General features: G+C 66.5%; 10 protein-coding genes. 8 read left to right on the top strand and 2 right to left on the bottom strand.

From position 1 onward, the window contains the following. Window positions 1-34: 34 nt before the first annotated feature. Window positions 35-955: an NmrA family NAD(P)-binding protein gene (locus ACQP2U_RS31465; protein ID WP_433710770.1), complete on the bottom strand. Its 921-nt coding sequence runs from the start codon at window positions 953-955 to the stop codon at window positions 35-37. Window positions 956-1,061: 106 nt separating this feature from the next. Between ACQP2U_RS31465 and ACQP2U_RS31460 the strand changes: the two genes are divergently transcribed. Next, the gene (locus ACQP2U_RS31460) at window positions 1,062-1,853 is read left to right on the top strand and encodes a TetR/AcrR family transcriptional regulator (RefSeq protein ID WP_433710769.1); all 792 of its coding nucleotides are present in this window, start codon (window positions 1,062-1,064) and stop codon (window positions 1,851-1,853) included. Between the two features lie 71 nt (window positions 1,854-1,924). Here ACQP2U_RS31460 and ACQP2U_RS31455 read toward each other — a convergent pair whose 3' ends face one another. Beyond that, window positions 1,925-2,314 carry a DUF2237 family protein gene (locus ACQP2U_RS31455; protein WP_019048221.1) on the bottom strand — a complete coding sequence of 130 codons (390 nt, stop codon included), beginning with the start codon at window positions 2,312-2,314 and terminating at the stop codon, window positions 1,925-1,927. A 111-nt stretch (window positions 2,315-2,425) separates the two neighbouring features. Here ACQP2U_RS31455 and ftsY point away from each other — a divergent pair, with 111 nt between their 5' ends. From ftsY to ACQP2U_RS31420, 7 genes are all read left to right on the top strand, one after another. Beyond that, entirely contained in the window at window positions 2,426-4,150 is a 1,725-nt protein-coding gene (gene ftsY / locus ACQP2U_RS31450) for a signal recognition particle-docking protein FtsY (protein WP_433710768.1), read from the top strand. Window positions 4,151-4,382: 232 nt separating this feature from the next. Beyond that, the gene (locus ACQP2U_RS31445; RefSeq protein ID WP_397032340.1) at window positions 4,383-5,762 is read left to right on the top strand and encodes an ammonium transporter; all 1,380 of its coding nucleotides are present in this window, start codon (window positions 4,383-4,385) and stop codon (window positions 5,760-5,762) included. A 4-nt stretch (window positions 5,763-5,766) separates the two neighbouring features. Next, the gene (locus tag ACQP2U_RS31440) at window positions 5,767-6,105 is read left to right on the top strand and encodes a P-II family nitrogen regulator (protein ID WP_040868325.1); all 339 of its coding nucleotides are present in this window, start codon (window positions 5,767-5,769) and stop codon (window positions 6,103-6,105) included. A gap of 89 nt (window positions 6,106-6,194) precedes the next feature. Further along, the gene (locus tag ACQP2U_RS31435; RefSeq protein WP_433710767.1) at window positions 6,195-8,675 is read left to right on the top strand and encodes a [protein-PII] uridylyltransferase; all 2,481 of its coding nucleotides are present in this window, start codon (window positions 6,195-6,197) and stop codon (window positions 8,673-8,675) included. A gap of 95 nt (window positions 8,676-8,770) precedes the next feature. After that, window positions 8,771-9,085 (top strand): hypothetical protein, encoded by a 315-nt coding sequence (locus ACQP2U_RS31430; protein WP_433710766.1) that lies wholly within the window; start codon window positions 8,771-8,773, stop codon window positions 9,083-9,085. A gap of 84 nt (window positions 9,086-9,169) precedes the next feature. Continuing rightward, window positions 9,170-10,723, top strand: coding sequence for a signal recognition particle protein (gene ffh, locus ACQP2U_RS31425; protein ID WP_433710765.1), 1,554 nt, complete (start codon window positions 9,170-9,172; stop codon window positions 10,721-10,723). 316 nt (window positions 10,724-11,039) lie between these two features. Further along, a complete protein-coding gene (locus tag ACQP2U_RS31420; protein ID WP_433710764.1) occupies window positions 11,040-12,155 on the top strand; it encodes a metal-dependent hydrolase family protein in 1,116 nt (371 codons plus the stop codon). The last annotated feature ends 36 nt before the right edge of the window (window positions 12,156-12,191 follow it).

Raw genomic sequence — 12,191 nt, 5'->3', positions numbered from 1 at the left:
TCTGCGCGCCCAGTGCGGATCCCGACGACGTGGGTCAGTGTGCGGCGGCGAGCCGGTCGCGGTCCTGTTGGGCCTTGATCTGGGCGGCACCGGTTGTGTCGAGCCAGGATTCGAGGGTATTGAGGGCCGGGTAGATCTCCCGGAGCGCGGGGATGTCCGCGTGCCAGCCGCCGCCGGATTCGTGCAGCAGCCGCCAGGTGTTGCCGATCTGTTCGCCGAGGGCATCGGCTTCGGCCTCGGTGACCTCGTGGTAGCGCACCGGATATCCGGTGGCTCGGGTGATCGCGGCCAGGGCTGCGACGGGAGTGAGTGCGTCACCGGCCAATTCGAGGGTTCGGCCGTGGAAACGATCCGGGTCAGCGAAGGCGAGTGCGGCGAAGGCCGCGATATCGTCGATCGCGATCATCTGCACCGGCTTGTCCGCCGGGAACAGATGCTTTTGCACGCCGTCGACAATGCCGTCCACCGGACTGCCACGCAGGACATAGTTCTCCATGAAGCGCACCGGACGCAACAAGGTATAGCGCAGACCGCTGGCCGCGGTGGCCTCCTCGATACTGCCCTTTCCGGCCTGGCCCCAGGCGGCCTCATCGGTCATCGAAGCGACACCGGTGAATACGATCTGGTCGACGCTCGCACGTTTGGCCGCGTCGATCACCGCGAGGCCCCGGGTAGCTTCCAACTCCGCATTCCAACCATTCGGACCGAAAGCGGCAGGGGGCACCAGAAATACGCCACGCGCTCCGGCAACGGCCGCGTCGAGTGTTGCGGGAGTGTCGAAGTCACCGGTCACCAATTCGGCGCCGGCATCGGCCAATGCACGGGCCGCGGGGGCCTGTGGATCCCGGACCAGCGCGCGCACCGCGATACCGTCGGCCAGCAGTCGGCGCGCGGTCGCGCCGCCCTGCTTGCCGGTTGCGCCGGTGACCAGGATTGGGTTCTGCTGAAGGGACATACTCGCCTTCTCTGCTCGATACAATCGGGTCGGATAACCCGTATTTGGACGATATGGGTGCGATCGCCCGCTTGGCCAGGTCCAGGAAACGGAAGGCCGTAACGAAATGTCTGCTTCGCTGTCCGCTCCGGCGCCTGCCGCGGGCCCCGCGCGGGCCGATGCCCGCCGCAATCGCGCGCTGGTGCTGGCCGCCGCGCAGCGTGCCTTCGCCGAACAGGGCATCTCGGTCTCACTGGCCGAGGTCGCCCGCAGGGCCGGGGTGGGCGCGGGCACCGTCTATCGGCATTTCCCCACGAAAACCGATCTGCTGGAAGCGGTTATGCAACAGCGCGTCGACCGGCTCGCGACACTGGCCGCCGAATATCTCGACGCGCCGGATCCCGGTGCCGCATTCTTCGCGATCTGCACCGAGGTGGTCATCTCGTCCCCACGCAGCCAGGCGCTCTGCGATATGGTCCAGTCCGATGACGGCTGGCCGAAGGCGCTGCTACGCAGCGCGGGCGACCGCTTCCATCATGCGCTCGGCGCGCTGCTGACCGCCGCGCAGCGCCAGGGTGCGGTCCGTGCCGATATCGAAATCGGCGATGTACTGGACCTTTTCACGGGATGCGTCGCGATCCAACGACGTCAGCGCCCCGGCCGGCCGATGATCAAGGCGGTCGCGATCATGCTCGATGCGATGCGCGCGAACCCCGTAACGAAACCTGATTCCGAGCCCAAGCCTCGTAACGAAACGGGTCCTCGTAACGAAACTCCGCACTGTCCGATATGCGGTACCGAAATCCGTCCCACCGGCACCGGCCGCCCGGCCCGATACTGCTCGGCGGCCTGCCGTCAGAAGGCGCACCGTCAACGAACTACCCGCGCGGCGCTCACCGAGGCAGCCTCGCGGCGATAACACCACCGAATCGGCCCAGCGACCGACTGCCCGGGGCCGGACGTGGCTATTGGCATCGGTCGGCGACGGGGCTAGAGCAGATCGCTCACATCATCCGGTACGTCGACGGCGTATTTGCGCAAGATGTCCATCGAGATCACTTCCAGGGCGTTTTCATGGGTGGCCGCCAGCACCACGGGCGCGGCAACACCATCCTCGTGGGCGTGCAACCAGCGCACGGCCACCACACACCACCGGTCTCCCGGCTGCAGGCCCGGGAAGTTGTTCTCCGGACGCGGCGTACTCAGATCGTTGCCTATGGACGCCTGGTGTTCGAGAAATTCAGCCGTGACGACGGTGCACACGGTATGGCTGCCCAGATCCTCCGGCCCGGTACTGCAGCAGCCATCCCGGTAGAAGCCGGTGAGAGGATCGGTGCCGCACTCTTCCAGCGGCCCCCCAAGCACGTTTCGATCGGTCACGTCGCCGATACTATTGTCCCTTCGCGAGAAGTTCCGCAGGACAAGAAATCTCGGGGGTTGTGTGTCGGGTCCAGGACGCTGTGGTAAGGCGAAGGATCCGGTTCTGCAAGGATGGTCGGCGTGAGTTCCGAAGCCTGGATCCTGATCGCCGTTGTCGCCGCCTTGCTGGTGGTGGCGTTTGTCGCTGGATTCATCCTGTACAAGCGCCGACGCGTCACTCTGACGCCACCCGTCGCCGACAAAGAAGTGACCGACCGGTCGGGTGGATACGCGGCCTCCGGTGGCTTCAACTTCAGTCAGGGCGGCATGGCCACCGCGACACGCCCGGAGCCCGCACCGATCGAACGAACCGATACCGAGGGGCAACCCCATATCGGCGACGACGCGGCGATTCCACGTGACGCGCCGAAGCGTGGCATTACCAATGTGCCGCTGCCCGAGGGCGATGTCGAAACCGCGGAGTCCGCACCGGTCGAAACCGATTCCGCGGGCACGCCGGCCGAATCCGCAACGGCCACGGTCGATTCGGACACCGCGGTCGATTTGGACGAGGTAACCGCCGAACCCGGAACCGCCCCGCCCACCAGCACCGATGGCGCCCCGCGTGCGGACACCGCCACCTCCGCGGCCCCAGGAACCGCCGCGCCGACCGACACCGCCGCGCCGACGGAGACTGCTGCGCCGACGGAGACTGCTGCGCCGACGGAGACTGCTGCGCCAACGGACACCGCCGCGTCGACCGACACCGCCGCGCCGAGGGACACCGCCGCGCCAACGGACACCGCCGCGCCAACGGACACAAAACCGGCTCCTCCTGCGGACACCACCCCGCCCACTCCCGACAAAACCTCCGTAGAAACGGCCCGCGAACCTCGCGCCGCCGACGCGGCGACCACGCCCGCCCTCGAGGAAATCGAGCCGATCGCGGGCCGCCTGGTTCGCCTGCGCGGCCGCTTGTCCCGCTCGCAGAACGCCGTCGGCAAAAGCCTGCTCGGTCTGCTCGGCGGCGGCGACCTCGACGACGATTCCTGGGAAGAGGTAGAGGACACCCTGGTCCTCGCCGATCTGGGCACCGCGAGCACCACGGCGGTGGTGGAGCGGTTGCGCGAGGAGATGGCCGCACGCAGCGTCCGCAATACCGAACAGGCCCGCGCCGTACTGCGCGAGGTATTGATCGAGGCGCTACGTCCCGAACTCGACCGCTCGGTGCGTGCGCTCCCGCACGACGATCACCCGTCGATCCTGCTGGTCGTCGGCGTCAACGGCACCGGCAAGACCACCACGACCGGCAAACTCGCCCGCGTACTGGTCGCCGACGGCCGCCGGGTCCTGCTCGGCGCCGCCGACACCTTCCGGGCCGCCGCCGCCGACCAGTTACAGACCTGGGGTGAGCGGGTCGGTGCGGATACGGTTCGCGGCAAGGAGGGCGCGGATCCGGCCGCGGTCGCGTTCGATGCGGTCAGTGCGGGTATCGAGCGCGGCGTCGATGTCGTCATGATCGATACGGCCGGCCGGCTGCACACCAAGACCGGGCTGATGGACGAGCTCGGCAAGGTCAAGCGCGTTGTAGAGAAGAAGGCCGCCGTCGACGAGGTCCTGCTCGTCCTGGATGCCACCGTCGGGCAGAACGGCCTCATGCAGGCGCGGGTCTTCGCGGACGTCGTCGATATCACCGGCGTCGTGCTCACCAAGCTGGACGGAACTGCCAAGGGCGGCATCGTCTTCCAGGTGCAGCACGAACTCGGTGTTCCGGTGAAACTGGTCGGCCTCGGCGAGGGGGCCGACGACCTGGCGCCCTTCGAACCCGGCGCCTTCGTGGACGCGTTGCTCGGCTAGTTTCGCGCCTCGATCCTGCCTCTCGGAAACAGCTGTCGGTTTGCTCCGACCTGGATCGCACACCGGCGATGAAACCTCTGTGTACGCCAGGAAACGTCGTAGCAACACAACTGCCCCACGCGTTCACTTAGGCGAAACACGGCATCATCACGGATGAAACACCGAATGAGGACCCTTCTGTGCAGGTCCAATTGCCGGAGTCGGCTGGGCCCGAGATGAGGAGGACATTAAGGTGGCTTTTCCCCTTACCGGTGCACCGGACACCGGTGACACCGCATGGATGCTGGCCAGTTCAGCGCTCGTGTTGTTGATGACGCCCGGCCTGGCGTTTTTCTATGGCGGCATGGTCCGTTCCAAGAACGTGCTCAACATGATCATGATGAGCATCAGTGCCATGGGCTTGGTCGGCGTGCTGTGGTCGCTATACGGATACTCGACCGCGTTCGGTGACAACAAGTTCGGCGTGATCGGCGATCCGGCGCAGTTCTTCGGACTCAAGGGTCTGATCGGCGGCAATTCGGTTGCCGAGGTCAAGGACGCGAGCGGCGCTGTCACCACTGCGGCAGTGAACATCCCGCTCGCGGGCACGATCCCCGCGACCGTGTTCGTCGCGTTCCAGTTGATGTTCGCGATCATCACCGTTGCCCTCATCTCGGGTGCGGTCGCCGACCGCCTGAAGTTCGGCTCCTGGCTGCTGTTCGCCGGTATCTGGGCGACTGTCGTGTACTTCCCGGTCGCGCACTGGGTCTTCGACTTCGACGTCAAGGACACCGACGGCAATGTCGTGCACGAAGGCGGCTGGATCGCGAACAAACTGCTCGCGGTCGACTTCGCCGGTGGTACCGCGGTCCATATCAACGCCGGTGCGGCGGGCCTGGCCCTGGTGCTGGTGCTCGGCAAGCGCAAGGGCTGGCCGAAGACCCCGTTCCGGCCGCACAATCTGCCGTTCGTGATGCTGGGCGCGGGTCTGCTGTGGTTCGGCTGGTTCGGCTTCAACGCCGGTTCCGCGGTTTCCTCCGGTGGTCTGGCCGGTTCGACCTTCATCACCACCACCCTCGCGACCTGCGCGGCGATGCTGGCCTGGCTGCTGGTGGAGAAGATCCGCGATGGCAAGCCCACCTCGCTGGGTGCGGCCTCGGGTGTGGTGGCCGGTCTGGTCGCGATCACCCCGTCGTGCTCCTCGGTCAACGTGGTCGGCGCCCTGGTGATCGGCTTCGTGGCGGGTGCGCTCTGTGCGCTGGCGGTCGGCCTGAAGTTCAAGTTCGGCTTCGACGACTCACTCGATGTGGTGGGCGTGCACCTCGTCGGCGGCGTCATCGGCACCCTGATGGTGGGTCTGGTCGCCGCTCCGGAGGCGGGCGCTGGCAAGACCGGCCTGTTCTACGGCGGCGGGTTCGACCAACTGTGGCGTCAGGCCATCGGTGCCGGTGCGGTACTTGCGTTCTCCTTCATCGCGAGCCTGATCATTGCCTATATCGTGAAGTTCACCATTGGGCTGCGCGCCAGCGAGGAAGCCGAGTCGGTGGGCATGGACGAGTCCGAGCACGCTGAAACGGCATACGATTTCGCTGCTGTGGGTGGCACGGCACGTACCGCCGTCAAGGAGGCATGACGACATGAAACTGATCACCGCAATCGTCAAACCGTTCACTCTCGAGGACGTCAAATCCGGGCTCGAGCAGGCTGGTGTGCTGGGCATGACCGTCAGCGAGGTACAGGGCTACGGCCGCCAGAAGGGGCACACCGAGGTCTACCGCGGCGCGGAGTACTCGGTGGATTTCGTGCCGAAGGTTCGGGTCGAGGTTGTCGTGGACGATGCCTCCGTCGACAAGGTCGTCGAAGTGATCGTCGAGGCTTCCCGCACCGGCAAGATCGGTGACGGCAAGGTCTGGGTGACCCCGGTGGAGTCGATCATCCGAGTACGGACGGGCGAACGCGGTACCGACGCTCTCTGATCGGAAAATCGAAATCGAGCGGCGGCCCCGCTCCCACCGGATAGCCCGGTCGGGGCGGGGCCGTACGCATTTGGATGGACGGTGGGTTTGTGGGTAGTCACGAGCAAGACGGCAGACAGGTATCCGGGGATGCCGGCACGAACGTCTCCAATGGCGCGACCGACCTGGTCAGGGCACGCAATCAATTGCTCGAGGGCGGACTGCCCCGTAATCCGCGGCTGGACGCGGAATCCCTGCGTTCGGCGCTGGTCGATCTGTTCGAACTCTGGCTGAGCACCAAGGGCGCCGAGCTCGGCATCGGCCACGACAGCGGTCTGGCCGTGGTCGCCGTCGGCGGGCTCGGTCGCAAGGAGATGCTGCCGTACTCCGATCTGGATCTGGTGCTGCTGCACGATGACGTCGATCCCACGCGGGTGGCCGAGGTGGCCGATCAGCTCTGGTATCCCCTGTGGGATGCGCATATCAAGCTGGACCACAGCGTGCGCACCGTGCCGCAGGCATTGCGGGTGGCCTCCGACGATCTCATCGCGGCCCTCGGCATGCTCGAGGCCAGGCACATCGTCGGCGATATGGAGTTGAGCAATCTGCTGATCGGCGGGGTCCGGCGGGAGTGGCGGACCGGAATTCGATCGCGCTTCGACGAATTGATCGAACAGGCCGAGACCAGATGGCAGCGCAGCGGTGCGATCGCCCATCGCGCTGAACCCGATCTGAAGAACGGGCGCGGCGGGTTGCGCGATATCCAACTGCTCGACGCACTGGCCATCGCGCAGCTGACCGATGCCATGCCGGGGCTGGGACCGGATGTGCCCGGCGGTGGTCTGAAGCAGGCGCGGCGCCGTTTGCTGGATGTTCGCACGGAGCTGCATCGGGTGGCGGGCCGGGCCCGCGACCAACTGCGAGCCCAGGATGCCGACGAGATCGGCGCGGCCCTGCGCATCGGTGACCGTTTCGATCTGGCTCGCACACTGAGCGATTCGGCGCGGACGGTGAGTTATTCCGTCGATGTCGGTCTTCGTACCGCCGCCAATGCGCTACCGCGTCGTGGCCTCGCGCGACTGCGGCGCATGCCGGTTCGTCGACCACTCGATGAGGGGGTGGTCGAACACGCGGGGGAGGTCGTTTTGGCGCGGGACGCGCGGCCGCAGCGCGATCCCGGACTGATCCTGCGGGTGGCCGCGGCGTCGGCGCAGACCGGGCTGCCGATGTCCGCGACCACGCTGAATCGACTCTCCGAGGATGCGCCGGAACTGCGCGAACCCTGGCCCAAGGATGCGGTCAACGACCTGTTGATCCTGCTCGGAGCGGGTCGCGGCGTCATTGATGCGGTCGAGGCGCTGGACCGAACGGGCTTGTGGGGCAGGCTGCTTCCCGAATGGGGAGCGGTGCGCGACCTGCCGCCACGCGATGCCCTGCACACCTGGACCGTGGACCGGCACCTGATGGAGGCGGTCGCATACGCGAGCGCGTTGAGCACTCGCGTCGCCCGTCCCGACCTGCTGATGCTGGGTGCGCTGCTGCACGATATCGGCAAGGGCCGCGCCGGTGACCACAGCATTGTCGGCGCCGAACTGGCCACCCATATCGGACGGCGTCTCGGCCTGTGGCCATCGGATGTGCGGACGCTCAGCGCCATCGTGCGCCACCATCTGTTATTGCCCGACACCGCGACTCGGCGCGATCTGGCCGATCCCGATACCGTGCAATTCGTCGTCGATGCACTCGGCGGCGATGTGCAACTACTCGAATTGCTGCATACCTTGGCCGAGGCCGATTCGCTGGCCACCGGCCCCGGCGTGTGGGGCGATTGGAAGGCATCGCTGATCGGGGAACTCGTGCGCCGCTGCCGCCTGGTCATGGCGGGAGATCAGTTGCCCGAGCCGGCACCGATCGCACCGGAACTGCTGGCGAAGGCCGCCGCGGGCGGCGTACACGTCGATCTGCGGCCCGGCGAGGGCAAGTACACCTACACGGTCACGGTGATCGCACCGGATACGCCGGGACTGCTGTCGGATGCCGCCGGGGTGTTGGCGCTGCATTCGCTGCGGGTGCTCTCGGCGATCGTTGGCGGCGAAGGTTCCTCGGCCATCAATACTTTCGTGGTCTCCCCGAAGTTCGGCGATCCGCCGGACGGCGGATTGCTGCGACAGGAACTGATCCGCGCGACCGCGGGCGATCTGGATCTGTCCGCGTTGCTGGCGAAGCGGGAGCGCGAGGCGACCGGGGCTGGCCCGAGCCAGTACGCGCAGGCGCAGCCCCGGGTGATCTGGTCGGCGACATCGACCCCGGGCCAGGTTGTCCTCGAATTGCGTGCCGAGGACCGGATCGGCCTGCTCAGCCGGTTGGCCGCGGCGTTTGCCGAATGCGGTGCCGATGTGCGCTGGGCCAAGGTGGTGACCATGGGTTCCGCGGTGGTCGACGCCTTCGGCCTCGACCTCGGCGTCGACATTCCGGAACGGCGCGAAACCATCGAAAAGGCGGTTCTGGGCGTGGTCCCGCGGCCCGCCCCCAAACCCCCGGAGGGAGTCGGCCCACCCGGTGGCATTCGGTCTCCTGACCAGGATGATTGACATTTGCGCATGATTTGCTGAAAGCGTATGCGGCGGGCCCGCCGCACCCTACGATCAGAGCGTCTGGCTATCGCGAGCACGAGGGGAGCAGGTCGGTGGCAATTGAAGTCGTTTCCGCGTCGATGATGACGAGTGACGAAACCACGCATATGGCGCGCTGCGTCGGCGGTGATCGGTGGGTGGTCTCGTGGCTGCCCGGCCGGACACTGTCCGGACAGCAAGCTGTGACCGCTATGACGATTGCCACCACCGTTGCCACCCACGATGTGCCGACGGGTCCGGACTGGGTCATGCTCGACGACCTGGCCCTCGAGCTCGGTCTCACCGGTCGAGAGGCGGTTTTCATGGTTGCTCAGGAGAACCACGACTACCGCAAGACCACAAGACCGCGCCGCCGCGCGTTGGATTAACCGAGCACCGCTTGCGCACACATGTGGGCAGTCCCATTACCCTGGGGTATCAAGTGACGTCCCACGAGATCAGGAGCGCGATCGGTGTTCGAATCCCTGTCCGACCGGCTTACCGGTGCCCTCAAGGATCTTCGCGGTAAGGGGCGTCTGTCACCGGCCGACATCGACGCTACCTGTCGTGAGATCCGCCTCGCCCTGCTCGAAGCCGACGTCGCGTTGCCCGTGGTGCGCGGTTTCATCGCGAAGATCAAAGAGCGGGCCAAGGGTGCGGAGGTTTCCGCCGCTCTTAATCCGGCCCAGCAGGTAGTCAAGATCGTCAACGAGGAGCTCGTCGGCATCCTCGGCGGCGAAACCCGCAGGCTGACCCTCGCCAAGAATCCGCCGACGGTGATCATGCTCGCCGGTCTGCAGGGTTCCGGTAAGACCACCCTTGCGGGCAAGCTCGCGAAATGGCTGAAGGGGCAGGGCCATCAGCCGCTGCTGGTGGCCTGTGACCTGCAGCGCCCCGGCGCGGTCACCCAGCTCCAGGTGGTCGGTGAGCGCGCGGGCGCGCCCGTTTTCGCGCCGCATCCCGGCACCTCCATCGGCCGCGGCGAGAATCCGCTCGGCATTTCGGCGGCCGACCCGGTCGCGGTGGCCGAGGCCGGTGTCGAGGAGGCGCGCAGCAAGCAATATGACGTCGTCATCGTCGACACCGCCGGTCGCCTCGGTATCGACGCCGAGCTGATGGCGCAAGCCGCTGGCATTCGCGATGCGGTCAAGCCCGACGAGACGCTGTTCGTGCTCGACGCGATGATCGGTCAGGACGCGGTCAATACCGCGGAGGCCTTCCGCGACGGCGTCGGCTTCACCGGTGTCGTTCTCACCAAGCTCGACGGTGACGCTCGCGGTGGTGCGGCGCTGTCGGTCCGGAATGTGACCGGCTCACCGATCATGTTCGCCTCCACCGGTGAGAAGCTCGAGGACTTCGACGTCTTCCATCCCGACCGGATGGCCTCGCGCATCCTCGGCATGGGTGACGTACTGAGCCTCATCGAGCAGGCCGAACAGGTCTACGACCAGCAGCAGGCCGAGGAAGCCGCCCGCAAGATCGGCAGCGGCGAGATGACGCTCGAGGACTTCCTCGACCAGATGCTCGCCATCCGCAAGATGGGACCCATCGGCAATCTGCTCGGCATGCTGCCCGGTGCGGGCCAGATGAAGGATGTGCTGGCCCAGGTCGACGATAAACAGCTCGACCGGGTGCAGGCGATCATCCGCGGTATGACCCCGGCCGAACGCGCGAACCCGAAGATCATCAACGCATCTCGGCGGCTGCGCATCGCCAACGGCTCCGGCGTACAGGTCTCCGAGGTCAACCAACTCGTCGACCGCTTCTTCGAGGCGAAGAAGATGATGGCGATGATGGGCCGCCAGATGGGCCTGCCAGGTTCGCGCCGCGGCAATACGAAGAAGGGCAAGAAGGGCAAGAAGGGTGGGCGCGGACCGACGCCACCCAAGATGCGCGGAGGGTTCCCCGGTATGCCCGGTATGCCCGCCGGAATGCCGGATCTGTCCGGTATGCCCGCCGGACTGGACCAGTTGCCCCCCGGCCTCGAGGGTTTCGACCTGTCCAAGCTGAACTTCCCCAAGAAGTAGGCATCGCCAACTTTCGCGGTGTCGTTGCAGCGCAAGGCAACCAGCCGTCCGCCGTGCCGCGCTGATTCCATGCTTTGAACCGGGCGCCCTCCGCGCGTTGGGTGCCCGGCTGACTAACGCCAGTCGGGAGTGGTTGCCGGTGTGCGTGGGGCTATGTGCGCTCGAACTGGCACCCGGTCTTGGAATCGGGCACCGTCTACAACGGGTGCCGGGTTCGAACGCGGCAGGCCCGGATTGACATCGGCTGGGAGCCGTTGCCGGAGTGAGCGGGCCGGGTGATCGTCAAGGGGCGTGGGCAGTAGGTTGGACGGTGCCGATGAGGGTCGAGGAGGTTGCTGTGCATCTGCGGGGTGTGGTTCTCCCTGATGACGAGATGCGTGACCTGTGGGTACACGATGGGCTGGTGTCCTTCGAGCCCGTCGTGGGGGCCGAAACATTATGCGGCACAGGGTGGATCGTGCCCGGCCTCGTCGATGCGCACTGTCACGTCGGGATCCGGTACGGCGGGGGACACGAGGAGCGCGCGGGGGCTATTGCCCAGGCCGAGACCGAGCGGGACGCGGGGGCGTTGCTGCTGCGCGATGCGGGCTCACCCATCGATACGCGCTTCATCGACGAGCATGAGGAGCTGCCCCGGATCATCCGTGCGGGCCGCCATATCGCCCGGCCACGGCGGTATATCCGGGAACTCGGTATCGAACTCGACGATGAGCGTGATCTGCCGGAGATCGTCGCCGAACAGGCGCGATTCGGCGACGGCTGGGTGAAGATCGTCGGCGACTGGATCGACCGATCGGTGGGCGATCTGCGACCGCTGTGGAGCGATGCGATCCTGAAGGAGGCGATCGACGCCGCGCACGCCAATGGCGCACGGGTGACGGCGCACGTCTTCGGCGAGGACGCGCTGCCCGGCCTGATCAACGCGGGCATCGATTGCCTCGAACACGGCACCGGCCTCACCGACGAGACCATCGAGTTGATGGTCGAACACGGCACCGCGCTGGTCCCGACGCTGATCAATATCGACACCTTCCCCGAAATCGCCGACAGCGCAGGCAAATTCCCCATCTATGCCGCACATATGCGCGATCTGCACGCACGCGTCCGGCGCACGGTCGCCAATGCGCACGATGCGGGCGTTCCGATTTTCGCGGGCACCGATGCGGGCGGCTCCATCCGGCACGGTCGCATTGCCGACGAAATCGCCGCGCTGTCCGGAGCGGGGTTGTCGAAACACGACGCGCTCGGCGCGGCCTCCTGGAATGCCCGCACCTGGCTCGGCCGACCGGGCATCGAGGCCGGCGCGCCGGCGGATTTCGTTGTCTACCAGGAAGATCCGCGCATCAATCCGGCCGCGCTCGCCGAGCCGCAGTACGTCATCCTGCGCGGGCGCCTCGTTAAAACCCACAATCCCGTAACCGGCCACCGCTGACCAACCGCAGCGCGCGCAGGCTAGCGCTCATGCGAG

It is taken from the genome of Nocardia sp. CA-084685 (genome assembly GCF_050955785.1).
Classification (GTDB): Bacteria; Actinomycetota; Actinomycetes; order Mycobacteriales; family Mycobacteriaceae; genus Nocardia.
This window is presented reverse-complemented; position numbering and strand designations above follow the sequence as displayed.